18 protein-coding genes and 1 tRNA gene are annotated in these 16,324 nt (G+C 65.1%); 11 read left to right on the top strand and 8 right to left on the bottom strand.

Annotated elements, in window-relative coordinates; translation table 11 throughout:
• Positions 1-20 precede the first annotated feature (20 nt).
• On the bottom strand, positions 21-1,379 hold the full coding sequence (locus ABZW16_RS27750; protein WP_354959002.1) for a DUF2252 domain-containing protein: 1,359 nt from the start codon (positions 1,377-1,379) through the stop codon (positions 21-23).
• Positions 1,380-1,467: 88 nt separating this feature from the next.
• Positions 1,468-2,211, bottom strand: coding sequence for a glucose 1-dehydrogenase (locus ABZW16_RS27745; RefSeq protein ID WP_354959001.1), 744 nt, complete (start codon positions 2,209-2,211; stop codon positions 1,468-1,470).
• A gap of 82 nt (positions 2,212-2,293) precedes the next feature.
• Between ABZW16_RS27745 and ABZW16_RS27740 the strand changes: the two genes are divergently transcribed.
• Positions 2,294-2,443, top strand: a complete 150-nt coding sequence (locus tag ABZW16_RS27740) for a hypothetical protein (protein ID WP_354959000.1) — start codon at positions 2,294-2,296, stop codon at positions 2,441-2,443.
• A 119-nt stretch (positions 2,444-2,562) separates the two neighbouring features.
• Positions 2,563-3,531, top strand: coding sequence for an alpha/beta hydrolase (locus ABZW16_RS27735; protein ID WP_354958999.1), 969 nt, complete (start codon positions 2,563-2,565; stop codon positions 3,529-3,531).
• Here the strand turns inward: ABZW16_RS27735 and ABZW16_RS27730 are convergent.
• Positions 3,528-4,925: a wax ester/triacylglycerol synthase family O-acyltransferase gene (locus tag ABZW16_RS27730; RefSeq protein WP_354958998.1), complete on the bottom strand. Its 1,398-nt coding sequence runs from the start codon at positions 4,923-4,925 to the stop codon at positions 3,528-3,530. The two genes, ABZW16_RS27735 and ABZW16_RS27730, sit on opposite strands and share 4 nt — an antisense overlap.
• A gap of 821 nt (positions 4,926-5,746) precedes the next feature.
• Here ABZW16_RS27730 and ABZW16_RS27725 point away from each other — a divergent pair.
• The 3 genes from ABZW16_RS27725 (at position 5,747) to ABZW16_RS27715 (ending at position 9,796) form a co-directional block, all read left to right on the top strand.
• A complete protein-coding gene (locus ABZW16_RS27725) occupies positions 5,747-6,649 on the top strand; it encodes a metal-dependent hydrolase (protein WP_354958997.1) in 903 nt (300 codons plus the stop codon).
• Positions 6,650-6,660: 11 nt separating this feature from the next.
• Positions 6,661-7,752, top strand: a complete 1,092-nt coding sequence (locus ABZW16_RS27720; RefSeq protein WP_354959026.1) for a PDR/VanB family oxidoreductase — start codon at positions 6,661-6,663, stop codon at positions 7,750-7,752.
• A 268-nt stretch (positions 7,753-8,020) separates the two neighbouring features.
• A complete protein-coding gene (locus ABZW16_RS27715; protein ID WP_354958996.1) occupies positions 8,021-9,796 on the top strand; it encodes an SDR family oxidoreductase in 1,776 nt (591 codons plus the stop codon).
• 26 nt (positions 9,797-9,822) lie between these two features.
• Here ABZW16_RS27715 and ABZW16_RS27710 read toward each other — a convergent pair whose 3' ends face one another.
• Positions 9,823-10,242, bottom strand: coding sequence for a heme-binding protein (locus ABZW16_RS27710; protein ID WP_354958995.1), 420 nt, complete (start codon positions 10,240-10,242; stop codon positions 9,823-9,825).
• A gap of 97 nt (positions 10,243-10,339) precedes the next feature.
• Here ABZW16_RS27710 and ABZW16_RS27705 point away from each other — a divergent pair, with 97 nt between their 5' ends.
• Both ABZW16_RS27705 and ABZW16_RS27700 read left to right on the top strand, forming a co-directional pair.
• Entirely contained in the window at positions 10,340-10,771 is a 432-nt protein-coding gene (locus ABZW16_RS27705; protein WP_354958994.1) for a MarR family winged helix-turn-helix transcriptional regulator, read from the top strand.
• A 58-nt stretch (positions 10,772-10,829) separates the two neighbouring features.
• Positions 10,830-11,087, top strand: coding sequence for a hypothetical protein (locus ABZW16_RS27700; RefSeq protein WP_354958993.1), 258 nt, complete (start codon positions 10,830-10,832; stop codon positions 11,085-11,087).
• Positions 11,088-11,093: 6 nt separating this feature from the next.
• On the opposite strand, the gene ABZW16_RS27695 is transcribed toward ABZW16_RS27700, so the two are convergent.
• The gene (locus ABZW16_RS27695) at positions 11,094-11,600 is read right to left on the bottom strand and encodes a hypothetical protein (RefSeq protein ID WP_354958992.1); all 507 of its coding nucleotides are present in this window, start codon (positions 11,598-11,600) and stop codon (positions 11,094-11,096) included.
• A gap of 335 nt (positions 11,601-11,935) precedes the next feature.
• Positions 11,936-12,418 (bottom strand): hypothetical protein, encoded by a 483-nt coding sequence (locus ABZW16_RS27690; protein WP_354958991.1) that lies wholly within the window; start codon positions 12,416-12,418, stop codon positions 11,936-11,938.
• Positions 12,419-12,744: 326 nt separating this feature from the next.
• Between ABZW16_RS27690 and ABZW16_RS27685 the strand changes: the two genes are divergently transcribed.
• On the top strand, positions 12,745-13,743 hold the full coding sequence (locus tag ABZW16_RS27685; RefSeq protein ID WP_354958990.1) for a zinc-binding dehydrogenase: 999 nt from the start codon (positions 12,745-12,747) through the stop codon (positions 13,741-13,743).
• 68 nt (positions 13,744-13,811) lie between these two features.
• The gene (locus ABZW16_RS27680) at positions 13,812-13,961 is read left to right on the top strand and encodes a hypothetical protein (protein WP_354958989.1); all 150 of its coding nucleotides are present in this window, start codon (positions 13,812-13,814) and stop codon (positions 13,959-13,961) included.
• Between the two features lie 2 nt (positions 13,962-13,963).
• On the opposite strand, the gene ABZW16_RS27675 is transcribed toward ABZW16_RS27680, so the two are convergent.
• Positions 13,964-14,395: a nitroreductase family deazaflavin-dependent oxidoreductase gene (locus tag ABZW16_RS27675; RefSeq protein WP_354958988.1), complete on the bottom strand. Its 432-nt coding sequence runs from the start codon at positions 14,393-14,395 to the stop codon at positions 13,964-13,966.
• Between the two features lie 157 nt (positions 14,396-14,552).
• Between ABZW16_RS27675 and ABZW16_RS27670 the strand changes: the two genes are divergently transcribed.
• Positions 14,553-14,626: transfer RNA gene (locus ABZW16_RS27670), tRNA-Ile, on the top strand.
• A 117-nt stretch (positions 14,627-14,743) separates the two neighbouring features.
• Here ABZW16_RS27670 and ABZW16_RS27665 read toward each other — a convergent pair.
• Positions 14,744-15,295, bottom strand: a complete 552-nt coding sequence (locus tag ABZW16_RS27665; RefSeq protein ID WP_354959025.1) for a tyrosine-type recombinase/integrase — start codon at positions 15,293-15,295, stop codon at positions 14,744-14,746.
• A gap of 327 nt (positions 15,296-15,622) precedes the next feature.
• Here ABZW16_RS27665 and ABZW16_RS27660 point away from each other — a divergent pair.
• Positions 15,623-16,324: serine hydrolase (locus tag ABZW16_RS27660; RefSeq protein ID WP_354958987.1), on the top strand; the 702-nt coding region annotated here is incomplete at its 3' end.

Raw genomic sequence — 16,324 nt, 5'->3', positions numbered from 1 at the left:
ACGGTGATAGGAGCCAGTCCTCAGCCCGCCGTGGCCTCGATCCGCCCCGACGCGATCGCCGCGAGCAGCGCGTCATGGTCGGCATTCGTCTGATCCGCGTATGCGATGGCGAACTCGCCCATCGCCCGCTCGAAGGCATCGCCGGTACCGAGATATGCGGCGATCGCGGCACGGTCACCGGAACGTGCGTGCGCCCGAGCCAAGGTATGCCCACAGAGCGTGGCGTAGTCGCGGAGCACGGTACGGCTCATATCCTCGATGACCGCCGAACCCTTCATATCCCGCAGCTGGCGCACGTAATAGCTGCGCTGATCCGACCCAGTGGCCCAGCCGAGAAAGATATCGCTCGCCGCCTGAATCAGCCGCTGCCCGTTGACAACCCGATGGCCGTGATGTCGAAATTTGCTGGGCTTCAAATGCGGCGCGAGCACCGACTCCTCGGCCTCCTTCACCTGCAGAAATAGCGGACTGCCGGTGTTCTGCCCGGCGAGCAGCACAATGAAGCATCGCGTCCCGACACTGCCGACGCCGACGACCTTGCGCGCGATATCGACTATCCGATGCCGTTGCAGCAGTACCTGCCGGTCCTCGCTCAGCGTTTTGTGATAGTCGGTGACGACTCGGTCGATAACCGCCGCGTCCAGCTCTTCGATCGGCACCAGTAGCGGCGGCCGACTCCGAATATGCGGCGTGCCATCCGGACCCGGCTCGGTGAGCTTGCCGAGCGCCTGCAAACTGGTGTTGGCCCGAGCCTTGTTGATCACCTTCTCAACATCCTTGCGCTGCTTGGGTTCTCGCACCAAGACCGCCGCTCGCTCGGCATCGACCCGCTCGTACCACACGCTCATCTCATCGAGTCCGGCCAGTCGAATCATGGACTCCCGGTACCTTCGAGCCGCCGCGAGCACCGCCGCCTGCGCATCGCCATCACCGAACCCATTCGCCCGCGCCGCTACCGCGACACTCGCGACCAGCCGCTTCACATCCCATTCGAATGGCCCCGGCAGGGTCTCATCGAAATCGTTCAGGTCGAACACCAACGCGCGCTCCGGCGAGGCGTACAACCCGAAATTCGACAAATGCGCATCCCCGCACAACTGCACTGCCAACCCGGTATCGGGCCCGGCGGCCAAATCGGCCGCCATGATCGCGGGCGCACCCCGCAAAAACGCGAATTGCCCCGCCGCCATCCGCCCATACCGAATCGGCACCAACTCCGGCACCCGACTGGCCGCCTGACGCTCGAGCACCCCAACCGGATCCCCCCGATCCGCCGGTACCGCCCACACCCCCAATGCCGACCGAGAAACCCGCCGCCGAGCCGCCCGCCCAACCTCGCCCGAGGCCCGCGCGGTGGTCACAGTGCTCGGCTCCGCCATCCGCCCAGTCTCACCCTGCACTCGGCCCGCGGCAACTACCTGGCCATCGCTGGAGTGTCATCGCGCCCTCGGGGGCGTGAAGGCGAGGTCAGGAGAAGGTCTTGTGCGGGACGCCTACGGTGAGGCCGCCATCGATGACGAATTCGGCGCCGGTCGAATATGAGGATTCGTCGCTGGCCAGGTAGGTCACCAGGGCGGAGACCTCGGCAGGGTCGGCGGCGCGGCCGAGCGGGATCTGCAGGAAATCCTCCGGGATGCCCTCGGTCATCGGGGTGCGGATCAGGCCGGGATGGATCGAGTTGACGCGAATTCCGTACTGCGCCAGCTCGAGTGCGGTGGATTTGGTCAGGCCGCGGACGGCGAATTTGGTGGCGGTGTAGCCGTGCAGACCCGGACTGCCGCGCATGCCCTCGACCGAGGAGATATTGATGACCGAACCGCCGCCCGCCTCGATCATTGCGGGCGTCGCGGCCTGCATGCCGAGGAAGGTGCCGGTGAGATTGATGTCGATGATCTTCTGCCACTCCGCCAATTCGAAGTCGACGAGCAGGTTGCCATTGACGATGCCCGCATTGTTCACCAAGACGTTGAGCAAACCGAACCGCTGCACCGCCTCGGCGACCGCGTCCTGCCACTGCTGCTTTTCGCGCACATCGAGGTGTACGTAGGCGGCGCTGTCGCCGATTTCCTTGGCGAGTGCGGCGCCCTCGTCATCGAGGATGTCGCCGAGCACCACCCGCGCGTCCTCGGCCACCAGCGCCCGCGCGTGCGCGGCGCCCATTCCGCGCGCCCCGCCACTGATCAACGCCACCTTGCCGGTCAACCGCCCCATCGCGGCCTCCTCTCGAATCCGTCGAACTACTGAAACACGTTACAGAGGATTCGCTGATCCGTTTCCACATCGGTATCGGCCAATGGGACACGGCACCACCCTGAACAAGGTTCGCTTTCCGTCGCCGGTGCCCGCTGGTTCCCGCATCCGCGGCGGGGCCGACATCGTGAGCATCGCGGAGGTTCCCGACGGCCTACGCCAGGCGACCGTCGAACGCGAGGACGGCGATTAGGCCCGCCTGCATCGCCGAGTGCATCGTCCGGGCCCTGCCCTGGGTCTTCCGGGTCCTGTGGCATCATCGATGTAGAACGCGTTCTAGTACTATCGCGGACTGCGCCGAGGAGGCCGACGATGACGAATCCGGATCCGGACGCGGTGGTGGCGATGCGACGGTTCTCCCGGCGTTCAGGAGTGCCCGATATTGCGCAGGTGCCCGGCGGACGGCTCATCGACCTGCCGGGCCGTGGCCGCACCTACGTCGTCGATATACCGGGACCCGAGGGCGCGCCGACCCTGATCCTGCTGCACGCCACCGCCTGCACGGGCTACCTCACCTGGTTCCCCGCACTCGACGCACTCGCCGAGCGCTACCGGGTGATCGTCTTCGACCAGCGTTGGCACGGCCGTGGCATCCGCTCGGCGCGGTTCTCGGTGCAGGACTGCGCCGACGATGTCGTCGCCATTGCCGATGCACTCGGCGTCGAGCGGGCCATATTGGCCGGATATTCCCTCGGCGGTGTCGTCGCATTGCTTGCCGCGCACCGGCATCCGGATCGGGTGAACGGTCTGGTGTTGTGCGCGACACCGTATCGATTCCAGGAAAAGCTGCGCGAGCGTGCCTTTCATCTGACATTCGGCGCATTGGCCGCAGCCATCGGTCCCTATTCGTACCGACGCGCCGAGGAGCATGCCGGACAGCTGTCCGATATGCCGGAGCACACCTGGGCGCCGGGACAGCTGAATCGCTGGGCGCTCAATGAATTTCGCAGCAACAGCGGCTGGGCGATGACACAGGTCATTGCCGAGGTCGGCCGATTCGATTCGACCGCTTGGCTTTCCACGCTGACCATGCCGACCGCCGTCGTGATCACGACGCGGGACCGGGCGATTCCGGTTTATCGGCAGTTGGAGATGGCGACCATGATTCCCGGGGCGAGCATTCATCTGGTCAAGGCCGGTCACGCATCCTGCGTGCTCGAGGCCGACCGCTTCGTGCCGGTACTGCTGGAGGCTTGCGCCGCTGTCGCCACAAGGCGGGCGAAGACTTCGAATGCGGCCCTGTTCGGCGGCGATGGCGAACAGGGCAGCGGTGTGGGTTAACCCAGATCGCGTGCCGCGGTCAGCAATTCATTGACGACGCCGGGGACCGCATCGGCGATCGTCTGCAGATCGGGCACCAGTTCCCTGCAGGCGATGAAGCCGAAGTCCAGATCACCGTTATTGGACAGGACGGTGACCGTCAGTCCGGCGCCGTGGAAAACCGGCCCGAACGGATACATCGCCTCGACCTGGTGGCCGAGAAAGTACAGCGGCATCGGCGGGCCGGGAACATTCGACACCACCAGGTTGTGCACCACCGGGTGGCGCTCGGCCAGTTTCAACGACGAATAGACCCGTGCGGCCAGCTGAAAAGTATTCGGTGGGGCGTACTGCGACCAGTCCATCAGGAAGTCCGCGCCGACCAGGGCGTGTTCCTCCTTGGCGTCGCGGTTGGCCTCGGCCACCTGCCGCAGCCGCTGCACCGGATCGGCGATATCGGTGCCGAGGTGCGAGAACAGTGAGGAGACCTTATTGATGCCCGCGGTGTGCCGGGAGGTGTCGTGCACCGAAACCGGCACCGAGGCGATCAGGGATTTATCGGGCAGCTCATCGTGCTTCTCCAAGTAGGAGCGCAGTACGCCCGCGACGATGGTCAGCACCACATCGTTGACCTTCACCTCGAAGGCGGCCTTGATCTCCTTGATCGCGCCGAGATCGGCCTCGGTGAAGGCCACCGCGCGGTCCGGGCTGATCGCGCCGTTGAAGGGGGTGCGCGGTGCGGTCAGCGGTAATGCCATGCCCGCCTGGTTGTTTCGCCGCCGCTGCGCGAAATTTGCAACCAGGCCAAGGGTTTTCGGCACCATGCCGACCAGACCGAGCTTGTTCGGCAGATTCGCCACCGCCTCGGCCGCCAACCGCACATCGCTCGGCTGGGGTTCGGGCCGCCATTCCTCGGCCGGTTCGGGCTTGCTCAGGCCGGGTTCCAGATCGCACAGGTGCATCATCATGTTGGTGCCGGTGATGCCGTCGACGGCGGCGTGGTGGTACTTGCAGATGACCGCGACCTTGCCGTCTTCGAGCCCCTCCACCACGTGCATCTGCCACAGCGGGCGACTGCGATCCATTGGCGCACTCGCGATCTCGCCGACCAGGTCCGCAAGTTCCTGGCGGCCGACCGGGCGTGGCGTTTCGATGCGTCGAATGTGGTAGTCCAGATCGAAGTTCGGGTCTTCCACCCAGACCGGATGATCGAGATTGAACGGCACCTCATGAATCCGCCGCCGCATCTGCGGTATCAGCGGCAGTCGGCGGCCGAGTTCTGCTTTGAATGTTTCGAAGGTGTAGTGCGTGCCCCCTGCGGTGGGATCCAGGATCAGCAGTGCACACACGTGCAGGTGCTGGGTCCCGGTCTCGAGGTACAGGAAGCTGGCATCCAATCCGGTTAGTCGTTCCATAGCGAAAGACTACTAGAACGTGTTCTAGCCTACCTGGCAAACGAAGGGATATCGGTCACAGTGGAGCCCTCTATTGTCAAGTGGGCTACCGGCGTTGAACTCATTCGAGGTGCCATCGCCGTGTCAGTGCATATCCGGGCAATGTGTGCGCCGACACAATTCGCGGCCGCATATTTCGCAATCTACCCGCCATGACGATCCGTCCGGACTTGTCCGCTGCACGACCCCCGTCGCCATCCCCAGCGGCACGCATGCCGCGCACAACCTCCCCTTGGACGAGTGATCACCATGCGCCCGTGCAGGCAAACGTCGAGAGTGCCTCTGCGTCAGCGCATTCTCGGCTGAATGTTGGAGTGGGATGGGGGGCGGGGGTGGGGGTGTGCTGGTGGGGTGGTGTGTGGACTGCTTCGCCTGGGGTTGGTGTGGTGGGGCGTGGGGGCTCGTGTTGAGGGGGGAGTGGGGGGTGCCGTTTTGAGGGGCGGTGGGGGTCGGTGGCAGTTCGGTCGAGGGGGTTCTTGGGGTGAAGAAGCTGCTCGGCTTATCGGCGGTCGGCTGTTGAAGGTGGGGCGGTCATGTGTGACGCGCGTCTGGTCGGATGACGCGGAGACTGCTTTTAGGTAGCTTGAACGGTGTTCAAGTTGGTTGCTATGGTGCGGTTATGGTGATCGGAATCGGGGTGCGGCGGCCGCTGGGTATATGTGTGTTACCAGAGGTTTCATATATGTGTATGATCATTGCTACGGCCATGCAGGAAGGTAGGCAACGTCGCGGTTTTGGCTCGTTGGGGGCTGTGGCGCGGCCGGTGAGATCGAGGAGTATCGATGAAGCTACTTCGTAGGGGACAGCAGCGGGCGGACGTCGATCCCGGCGAGGTTGCCCTCAATGCGCGCAATGTGCGATTCGACTGGGCGGATACTCCTTTGCATTGGATGCCTGCGGAACCCATTGCGTCGCATCTGATCAACGCGCTGAACCTGTTGCTGCCGGAGGGCGAGCGCATGTTCTGCGCCGCGTACTCCGAGGCGCTGCCGTATGTGAAGGACGAGAAGCTGCGTGCGGCCATGCTCGGCTTCATCGGCCAGGAGTCCATGCACGCCGAGACGCACGACAAGGTGCTGCACGAGGTGCTCGCCGCCAACGGTATCGATCCGGAACCCTATGTGCGGCAGGCGGAATACCTGTTCCGCAAGTCGCTGGGGCCCAAGGATGTCGACGGGGTGGCGCAGCGGCAGGTGATGGTGGAGCGACTGGCGTTCATCGCCTGTCTGGAACACTTCTTCGCCTATCTCGGGGACTGGGTGCTCAATGCCGATCTGGAGAAATTCGGCGCCGACCCCCGGGTGGCGGATCTGTTCCGCTGGCACGGTGCCGAGGAGGTCGAGCACCGGCACGTCGCGCACGATGTGGCCGTCTACTTCGGCGCGGGCTATATCCGCCGCGCGGCGATCATGACGATCGTCTTCCCGATCTTCATCACGCTCGTGGTTCGCGGCACCAAATTCATGGTGCATCGGGATCCCGCACTGCCCGACCTCGGCTATCCGCGATTGCTCACTCGGGTCTTCGGCTCGATGTGGCGCGGTGCGCTGCCCGGCGTGCCCTCGCTGCTGTGGAGCGCGCTGACGACATTCCAGCCCGGCTACAACCCGGAGTCGGTCGGGTCGACGGCACAGGCGGTGGCATACCTGGCCAAATCCCCTGCGGCACAGGCGGTCGCGTCTTGAATTGGCGGCCGATGCCGGGGCAGTTGCCCGCCGATCTGTTCGGTAGGCGTGATCAGGATCGAGCGGTCCGGGTGCTCGACGCGGTCGCCTCGGCGCGGCTGCGCTGGACCACCATCATCAACCGCCGCGATCTGTCGCCGCGGGCCGATGATCACCGGCTGCCGCTGGTGGTGACCGGACGCCGGATCGAGGCACATGATCAGGATGTGGTGAGTCTGCGGCTGGAATCGCCTGACGCGCAGGAACTTCCGCCGTGGCGACCCGGCGCGCACCTCGATCTGGAGCTGCCATCGGGTCGATTGCGGCAGTATTCGCTGTGCGGCGATCCGGCCGATAGCCGTGCCTATCGTATTGCGGTGCGCCGCATTCCGGATGGTGGCGGTGGTTCGGTCGAGGTGCACGATGAGCTGCCGGTCGGCTCGCGGATCGTGGTGCGCGGTCCGCGCAATGCCTTTCCGTTCGCCGTGCCCGGTCACGGATCACCCGCCACCCGTTTGCATTTCATTGCGGGCGGAATCGGGATCACACCGATTCTGCCGATGGCGCGGCTGGCGATGCGACTCGGTATCGAGTGGTCGATGGTGTACACGGGGCGCAGCCGCGACACGATTCCGTTTCTCGACGAGATCGCGGGATTCGGGGACCGGGCCACCGTGCGCACCGATGATGAATTCGGATTTCCCGATGCCGCGACCTTGCTCGCCGGTGTCACCAGCGATGCCGCGGTGTACTGCTGCGGCCCGGTGTCGATGAATGCCGCCGTCGCCGCCGCGGTGCGCGAAATGCCCGGTGTGGAACTGCATTCCGAGCGCTTCTCGCCGCCACCGATCGTGGACGGTGTCCGGTTCGAGATCGAATTCGCCTCCACCGGTGCGGTTGTCGAGGTGCCCGCGGACAAATCAGCGCTGGAAACCATTCTGGAGAGCCGCCCGGATCGGCCGTATTCCTGCCGCCAGGGCTTCTGCCGTACCTGCAAGGTGCGGGTGCTGTCCGGCGAACCCGAGCATCGCGAGACCGTGCTCACCGGCGCCGAGCACGAGGCGGGGGAGATGCTGGTCTGTGTATCACGGTCGCGGGGTGGGCGATTGGTGCTCGATCTGTGAGCGAGCGTCAGCGAGCGAACCAGTGTGGCGAACGTCGGCTTGTTGCCCGACTTCTGCTGGTGGACAGCCTCGTTCCACAGAGACCGACAGCGATGCCACTCGGCCAGCAAAGCGGACTGCGCGACACGGCCCGGCCGCAGCCGATAGTTGTACCGCACCACCTCCTCCATGGCCGACAACCTAACCGACACCACCGACAAGAACCCTCGAAAGGAGGACGGCGCTTACTCACCCTCGTGAACGAGGGAGTCACCGCGCCAAACATCTGATGACGACAACCGATCTGGCTTCGGCCGAGACGCGGCGAACGGTGCGCAGCGGCGAATTCGATATCGCCGTCTTCGAATATGGGAATCTGAGCGCGGAAACCATTGTGCTGGTGCATGGCTGGCCCGACACCCATCGCCTCTGGGATGCGGTGGTGCCGCTGCTGGCCGGACGCTTCCACGTCGTCACCTATGACACCCGAGGCCACGGGGAGTCCACCCGCACCCGGCGCGCCGAGGACTTCCGCCTGGAAGAGTTGGCCAGCGACTTCTTCGCCGTCGCCGATGCGGTCAGTCCGGATCGGCCGGTGCATGTACTCGCGCACGACTGGGGTTCGGTGCAGGTGTGGGAGGCAGTATGCGAACCGCAGGCCGCTGCGCGAGTTGCCTCGTTCACCTCGGTCTCCGGGCCTAATCTCGACCACCTCGCGAAGTGGGTGCGTGCCAGGCTGTCCCGGCCGACGCCGCGCAATCTGTGGCAGCCGCTCACGCAAGCGCTGTCGTCGGGGTACACGGTCTTCTCCATGACGCCCGGACTCGATCAGGTGTTCCGGATGGTGGCGCACGAGAAGCGCTGGCAGCGCATCGTGTCGATCATGAACGACACCGCGCCGTCGAATATCGTGCTCGGCCCGACCTTCCGCCGCGACGCGGTCGAGGGTCTGCTCATCTACCGGGCCAATATCCTGCCGCGGCTGCTCGCTCCGCGCGAGCGCCACACCGAGGTACCGGTGCAGTTGATCGTTGCCGGGCGCGATGTCGCGGTGCGGCCCGCGGGCTATGACGATCAGCACAAATGGGTTTCGCGGCTGTGGCGGCGTGATGTACCCGCCGGGCACTGGATGCCCTTCTCCCATCCAGAACTGCTGGCCACCGCGACCACCGAACTCATCGACGCCGTCGATGGCGGCGCGACGCCGCGTGCGCTGCGCCGCGCCGAAATCGGGCGCAGCCGACGGCCGTTCGAGGATCAGCTCGTGGTGATCACCGGCGGCGGCAGCGGCATCGGTCGTGAAACGGCATTGGCGTTCGTGCGGCTCGGCGCGGAAGTCGTACTGTCGGATATCAATCTGGACGCGGCCAAGGAGACGGCGGAGCTGATCGGCGCGGAAAGCGGTGTGGCGCATGCCTATCAGCTCGATGTCGCGAATGCGGACGAGATGAACGCGCATGCGGCGGAGGTGCTCGCCGTGCACGGCGTGCCCGACATTCTGATCAACAATGCCGGAATCGGGCAGGCCGGTGGGTTCTTCGATACGCCGTCGGCGGAGTTCGACCGGGTCATGCGGATCAATCTCGGCGGTGTGGTGAACGGCTGCCGGGCCTTCGGGTCCGCGATGGCCGAACGCGGACTCGGCGGGCATATCGTCAACCTGTCCAGCATGGCCGCCTACAGTCCGCAGCAGGGGTTCAGCGCCTACTCCACGAGCAAGTCGGCGGTGTTCATGTTCTCCGATTGCCTGCGTGCGGAACTGGCCGGGCGCGGCATCTCGGTGCACACCATCTGCCCGGGTCTTGTCCACACGAATATCGTTGCCACCACTACGTTCTCGGGTGTCAGCGCCGACGAGGAGAAGCGCAAGCGGGAGCGCTACGACAACCTGTACCGGATGCGCCGCTACACCCCGGACAAGGTGGCCGAGCAGATCGTGCGCGCCGTCGAACGCGACCGTGACGTGGTGCCGGTGACGCCGGAAGCGTGGCTGCAATACCACTTCCAACGCCTCGCCCCCGGCATGGTCCGTTCCCTGGCGGCCCGGGTGAAGGTCGTCCGTTGAGGCACGCCGGTCGCTGACCGGGGCGACTAAGTCGACACAGGGAGCGATAGGGAAGCGAGCCCGACAGCGGCGCACTCGTCGTCCTGCTCCGGTATGCCGCCGCTGACCGCGATTGCGCCGACGACGGCATCGCCGCGCCGGATCAGCCGAGAACCTGCACCCGCCATGATGGGCGTTCCCGCCACCTGATCCATCTGTGCGAACAGTGCAGGCCAGGCCTGCTGAAGACGCACCAACTCGCCGCCGTCGCGATGGAACAGTGCAACGCTGGACGCTTTTGCCGGGGCGATGCGAGCCGACAGCGGTGGCGCGCCGTCCATGCGATCGAGAACTTGTAGGTGCCCGCCGCCGTCGACAATCGCGACCGTGACCCGGGCGCCGAGTTCTGCGGCACGTTCGCGAACGTGGGCGCTGGCGGTCCGTGCTTCTTTCGAAGTGATCGACATCCCTCCACCTTTCATATTTCTTGGTCCGGCCAAGCTTGGTCGGACCAAGAGTAATCGAATTCGTGGGAGGAACCAAGGGATTGGCTATGCTTCATGCATGGAGCTGGAGGAGACACCCGCCCGCCTGCGCTGCAAACCGAGCTGGCTGATCAGTAAAACCGCAGCGCGGGCGCACCGGCTCATCGGCGAAGAGATGGGTGCGGTCGACGGGCGCGCCTACCACTTCGCGATCCTTGCCGCCCTCGACGAGTTCGGCCCGGACAGCCAGGTACGGATCGGCCAACGGTGTGGCATCGACCAGAGCGATATGCACGCCATGCTCAGGGAGCTGACCGCACAGGGGCACGTCGCGCGCACCGCGGACCCGACCGACCGGCGCCGCAACCTGATCACCCTGACCCCCACGGGCCGGAGACGGCTCGAAAAGCTGGATACGACACTCGCCAAGGTTCAAGACAAGCTGCTGAACTCCTTGTCGGCCGGTGAGCGCGAGCAACTCACAGCGCTGCTCAGCCGCGCCCTCGACTAGGTCGTCGACACTGGTCGCGCCGGAAATTGGTGCCATCTGTACCGTCCGGCCCGGCATTGTGCGCACCAATATCGTTGCCAACACTAGGTTTTCGGGTGTCAGCGCCGAGGAGGAGAAGCTTAAGCAGGAGCGATACGACAAGCTGTACCGGGCGCGGCGCTACGGGCCGGAGAAGGTGGCGGCGCAGATCGTGCGCGCGGTCGAGCGTGGGCGCAGCATCGTTCCGGTTACCCCCGAGGCGCGGCTGCAGTACCAGTTCAACAAGTTCGCTCCGGCGATCGTGCGGTTCTTGGCCGCGCGGGTCGAGCTCACCTGAGTCGGATCACAAAGGCGTCCTGGCGAGTTCGGCTTCAATGGCCGCTACTCGCCCGGCGCCGATTCCCCACGGATGCTCGACGCCGACAACGCTGTCGAGATCCCAGAGCACACACTTCTCGCCGGGCTCGGCGACAATCGACCAGGCGACCACCGTGCGGCCGAGTTGTTCAGCCATGGAGCCATGCGAATTGCCCTGCGTCGGTACGCCTTCCGGAAAATGATGGAGGAATCGACCGTAGGCGGCGGTGCAGAATGCGGCATACATCTGGGTGCACAGGATGAAGCCGTGCCAGGCCTCGTCGACCGCATGTGACGGCATTCCGACTACCTGACCGTCACGCATCGCGGCGCCGCAGCAACGCAACCATTGCCGCAAACCGGTCTCCACCAACGCACGCGGTTGCCACGGGCTGGTCTTGAAGACCGCATCGGGGAACTCGAGTGCGGCTACCGCTTTGTCGACAGCATTGAGGTCGATCCGGCGGGCACGTTTTCCAGGACGCAAAAGCACCACGATTCACTGTACGGCGATCCGGGGATACCGAGCGAGAGGGGGATCCGTACGGTGAAGATTACTGCTTTTCCGCAGGCTCTGGTTCAGGTGCGGGGATACCATTCGGGAATGGGCGTCTTTTTCGTTGTGCTGCTGGCCATTCTGGTGATCGGCGGTGGCGTCGCGGTGTTGATCGCGGTCCTGATCACTCGGGCGACGAGAAGGCCATTGCCGCCGGGGCGGCGCGGGTACGTGGGCCAGAGCGACAGCTCGCCGTGGGTTTATGGGGCCGCAGGGTTCGAGTCGGGGAGCTCCGGTGGCTATGACCCCGGCAGTGGCGGGCATGGCCACGGTCATGGGCACGGCCATGGGCACGGACATGACAGTGGCAGCGGCAGCAGTTGCGGCGGGGGCAGCAGTTGTAGCGGCGGTAGCAGCGGTTGCGGTGGTGGGGGCAGCAGCTGTGGTGGCGGGAGCAGTTGTGGCGGGGGAGGTTCCTGAATGACGGCACTGCTGCTGGTCGTCCTGATTACCGTCGTGATCATGGGCGGTGTCGCGGCCTTCGTGGCACTGGCGTCCAACTGGTCGAGTCGGCCCCACCGGGGAGCCGGGTGGCTCGGTGGGTCCAGTTCGTCATGGGCGGCGGGGGATACCGGTAGCAACGACTCGGGAAGCGGTAGCTGCGGCGGCGGCGATGGGGGCAGCTCTTGTGGCGGCGGTGGTGGCAGTAGCTGCGGTGGTGGAAGCAGTTGCGGCGGAGGCGGTTCCTGACTCGCGGTGCCGTCGCGCATCATGATCCGCTGTTCCAGAGCTACATCCATACTCGGGATCTGCATGCTCTGTCCTGGCGGTGACCAAGATCAGGTTAGAACTGGTGGCGGGCTCTCGCGCTCCAAACCATGGGTTTCCCTGTGATCGTCCGCCCGGCCATGGCTGCCGCGCTGTTCTGGTGGGGATCTCCATTGGGTTGGGCGGATCCCACATGGGGTGTGGGTTCGGTCGCCAACCCGCCCTGCGATTGTTGGCGCGTCGGGCGAGTTCGATTCCCGGCTGAGCGTATTTCCGCCCGTAGCGTAATCATCCCTGTACGGCTTGACCTCAACTCTGGTTCAGGTTCCAGGCTGGTCCCTGTCGGATCGAGCGAGAAATGTCGGAGGTTGTAATGCGCGCTGTGCACGCTGCGGAATTCGGTGGGCCCGAGGTGCTTTCGGTACGGGAGGTGCCCGGGCTGGTGGCCGGGCCGGGGCAGGTGGTCGTCGATGTCGCGGCGGCCGATGTGATGTTCCTGGACGTTCAGCTTCGAAGCGGTTGGGGCACAGAGTTTTTCAAGATCGAACCGCCTTATGTGCCAGGTGGAGCAGTCGCCGGGGTGGTCGCTTCGGTGGGTGCGGACGTCGACCCGAGTTGGGTCGGCAAGCGCGTCACCACCCAGACCGCCGCCAGCGGCATCGGTGGTGGGCAGCCGATCGGCGGGTACGCGGAGCAGGCCCTCGCCAAGGCCGAGACCCTGGTGCCGGTGCCCGATGGGGTGAGTCTTTCGCAAGCGGTGGCACTCGCCCATGACGGCAAGATGGCGCTCGCCGTTTTCGACCGGGCCGCCATTCAGCCCGGCGAATGGGTGCTGATCACGGCGGCGGGCGGGGGACTGGGCACCCTGCTGATTCAACTCGCCCGCGCGGCCGGGGCGAATGTGGTGGCCGCGGCGCGCGGTAGCGCCAAACTCGAGCTCGCGTCGCGACTCGGCGCACATGCTGTCATCGATTACTCCGAGCCCGACTGGTCGGCGAAGGCGCGCGCCGCGACCGGAGGAAAGGGCGCGAACGTCGTATTGGACGGGGCGGGAGGCGCATTGGGCGCTGGCGCCATGGATGCCGTGGCAATTAGCGGTCGATTCATCGGATATGGCGCTGCCGCAGGACAATTCGCCGACTTCGATCGAGAAGCGGTGGCAGTACGCAATATTGGCGTGCTCGGTCTGTTCGACCTGACCGCCAACGGCGATATCGATTGGCACGCGTTGGCCGAACGTTCGCTCGCCGAGGCGGTGGCGGGACGGCTGGAAGTTGTTATCGGCCAATCCTTCCCGCTCGAACAGGCCGGCCGGGCCCACGCCACGATCGAGTCTCGAACCGCCATCGGACGCACGGTTCTTACGGTCTGAACGACCCTCCGGGACAACTTGTCTGACCTGCAGTGCGGCGCACCCTGGTTCGGCGCTAGGGTGCCCGCGTGGAAACACTGATTATCGTTGTTGTCATTTTCGCTGTCTTGGGTCTCGTTGCGTTCAGTGTGCAGTTGGCCAGTCGGCCGCCGCGCGACGAATCACGCTGGGACCGTCGTGATGTCGACGATGACTACGACCGCTGGGAGAGCGACTGAACTCAGCCGACCGGAGTTAGCACCACCACTGCGATCGGCCGCTTGGTCATCTTCTGATACGCGCTGTAGCGCCCCTGATTGACCTTGTCGACAATCGCCCAACGCCGCGCGTAGTTCGGATCGTCGGGCAGCGTAGCCCGCGCAACCACCGCCAGCTTGCGCCGCCCGACCTGAATCTCACACTCCGGCTTCGCCTTTACATTCGCCAACCAACCCGGTGGCCGCGGCGATCCGCCATTCGACGCGGTCACCAAATAATCCGCCCCATCCCGCCCGTAGGTCAGCGCCGAAGTCCGCGGCTGCCCCGTCTTGCGCCCCACCGTCCGCAACAACAACGTCGGATTCCCGAACAGCAGCCGATGCCCCACCACCCCGCCGCTGTTCTCGTAAACCCACTGATGCACCTTCAGCACATTCGCGAAGACACTCGCCACAACCGACCCTCCAGCCTGGTTCCGGGGTTACACCCCCACCCTAACCGCGCCCCGGCCGCCCGCCCCAGCACCCCGCCGCCGCGTTCCGCGGTATCCGAGTGGTGTCCGACCCCACCCATTCGGTACCATCCCAACGCTGTCGGTATCCACCGCGCACGGGGCGGTAGCTCAGTCGGTTAGAGCCGTGGACTCATAATCCATTGGTCGCGGGTTCGAGCCCCGCCCGCCCCACAAACCCCCTGGTCAGCGAGCGAGGGGGAGTGTGGAAGCGTGCCTATTTGGGGCCAACTCTCTATTTATTCTTCATTTTCGTCGGGGAGGGCGAAGGCGTCGAAGCGCTCGCGTGCGTCAGGTCCGACGTGAGTTCGCTGGATGTAGTGGCGACGCGTGATTGCCTCGGTGTTGCCAAGCTGATCTGCGGCGATGGAGATGTCGGACTGGTGGCCGTCGGCGTCTTCGGCCAGTTGTGTGCCGACGGTCTTGCGGGCGGTATGCGGGTTCTGCGGGATTTCGGTGAATCCGAGTCGTTGTGAGGATCCGCTCGAGTTGTTTGCGCGCGTTGCGCGGATCCCGCAGGGTGCCGCGCGCCGATGGGAAGACCAAATCCTCCGGATCGTGCGCCACGAGAGCACGCCGAGCCGCCAGCCTCAGTACGGTCCAGTTGTGCAGAAACAGCCGTCGCTTGCCGTTGGGACCGCCTTTCGGGTGAGGCTGGATGAACATTCCGCCACCGCGGAGCCGCACGACGGCGCCGTCGATCAGAACACTGGGTTTGGGGCCATCGAGATCGAGATGCTTCCACTTGAGCGCCAGTGCTTCACCGATCCGGCATCCGGTGCCGAGCAGGGTGTCCAGGAGGTCGGCTATTCCGGTCCGGACGGTTTGCTCGTCCTGACGCATCGCCGCGCGAATGCGGAGGACTTCGGTAGCCGACCACGCGACGACGGGCTTGTCATCCACAGTGATCGGACCTTGGCGACGGCGAGATCTGGGACCAGTACCCACCTCGCCAGCAGTAGGCTCGCCCGCGCCGACAAGGCCCGTCCAGTGACCCGATGGACGGGCCTTGTGCCATGTCTGGCCGCCGCGCCAGCAACAGCGGGGCATGGTCCGCCAAGAGGAATCTGGGAATATTCGACGTTGAGCGGTACGCCCGGTTTGCATTCGGCTGAACCTTATTCAGCCTGTTGTCCGCTCTGGCACTGTCGGGGGCGATAGCCTCGAGCTATGGGTCGCATCTACAGATTCCTGGCCGGAACTGCGGCGATATCGATGGTCGCTGGGAGCGTTTTCGCCGGGGGTGCGCGGGCCGCGCCCGCCGAGCAGCTGTCGTGTGAGGTGTCGTCCGGGCGGGACCCGGAACGGGCGGCTCCGGAACAGGTTGGACTGGATTCGGGACTGCTCGCGGACGCCTTGACGTTCGCCAGTGGGCGTAATCGGTTGAATGTGCAGGTGTTCCGGCACAACTGCCTGATCGGTGAGGGGCCGACGAACGAGCAGACCGGCAATGTCGCGTGGAATATCTGGAGTGCGACGAAGAGCGTTGTCTCCCTGCTCGCCGGAATAGCCTGGGATCAGGGGAAACTCGATCTCGAGGCGCCGATCGATCGGTATCTGCCGCCCGGACTCGGTGATGAGCAGCATCGGTCGATCACCGTGGAGAATCTGCTGACCGAATCGTCCGGCCTGGCGGCGGATATACTTACCGAGGGCATCACCGGGGTGATTCCGATCGATCCGAATGGTGCCGTGCAGGCGCTGGGGGTGCCGTTGAACAATCCGCCGGGTGCGGTATTCAGCTACAGCGAGCGCGATGTCGATCTGCTCTCCTATGTCATCGAGTTGGCCATCGGCGAGCCATTGCAGCAGTTCGCCCAGCGTGAGCTTTTCGATCCGCTCGGCATCGAACGCGGAGATTACTACTGGGCG

It is taken from the genome of Nocardia sp. NPDC004604 (genome assembly GCF_040609795.1).
In the GTDB taxonomy this organism is placed as follows: domain Bacteria; phylum Actinomycetota; class Actinomycetes; order Mycobacteriales; family Mycobacteriaceae; genus Nocardia.
Note: the sequence above shows the minus strand (reverse complement) of the source record. Positions and strands in the feature narration are given on the sequence as shown.

Coding starts and splice junctions, on each gene's coding strand:
- ABZW16_RS27710 (WP_354958995.1), bottom strand. CDS start 10,242: ATGTCGATCACTTCGAAAGAAGCACGGACCGCCAGCGCCCACGTTCGC.
- ABZW16_RS27665 (WP_354959025.1), bottom strand. CDS start 15,295: ATGCGTCAGGACGAGCAAACCGTCCGGACCGGAATAGCCGACCTCCTG.
- ABZW16_RS27730 (WP_354958998.1), bottom strand. CDS start 4,925: ATGGAACGACTAACCGGATTGGATGCCAGCTTCCTGTACCTCGAGACC.
- ABZW16_RS27750 (WP_354959002.1), bottom strand. CDS start 1,379: ATGGCGGAGCCGAGCACTGTGACCACCGCGCGGGCCTCGGGCGAGGTT.
- ABZW16_RS27690 (WP_354958991.1), bottom strand. CDS start 12,418: ATGCAGATCCCGAGTATGGATGTAGCTCTGGAACAGCGGATCATGATG.
- ABZW16_RS27735 (WP_354958999.1), top strand. CDS start 2,563: ATGACGAATCCGGATCCGGACGCGGTGGTGGCGATGCGACGGTTCTCC.
- ABZW16_RS27705 (WP_354958994.1), top strand. CDS start 10,340: ATGGAGCTGGAGGAGACACCCGCCCGCCTGCGCTGCAAACCGAGCTGG.
- ABZW16_RS27715 (WP_354958996.1), top strand. CDS start 8,021: ATGACGACAACCGATCTGGCTTCGGCCGAGACGCGGCGAACGGTGCGC.
- ABZW16_RS27685 (WP_354958990.1), top strand. CDS start 12,745: ATGCGCGCTGTGCACGCTGCGGAATTCGGTGGGCCCGAGGTGCTTTCG.
- ABZW16_RS27745 (WP_354959001.1), bottom strand. CDS start 2,211: ATGGGGCGGTTGACCGGCAAGGTGGCGTTGATCAGTGGCGGGGCGCGC.
- ABZW16_RS27740 (WP_354959000.1), top strand. CDS start 2,294: ATGGGACACGGCACCACCCTGAACAAGGTTCGCTTTCCGTCGCCGGTG.
- ABZW16_RS27720 (WP_354959026.1), top strand. CDS start 6,661: ATGCCGGGGCAGTTGCCCGCCGATCTGTTCGGTAGGCGTGATCAGGAT.
- ABZW16_RS27725 (WP_354958997.1), top strand. CDS start 5,747: ATGAAGCTACTTCGTAGGGGACAGCAGCGGGCGGACGTCGATCCCGGC.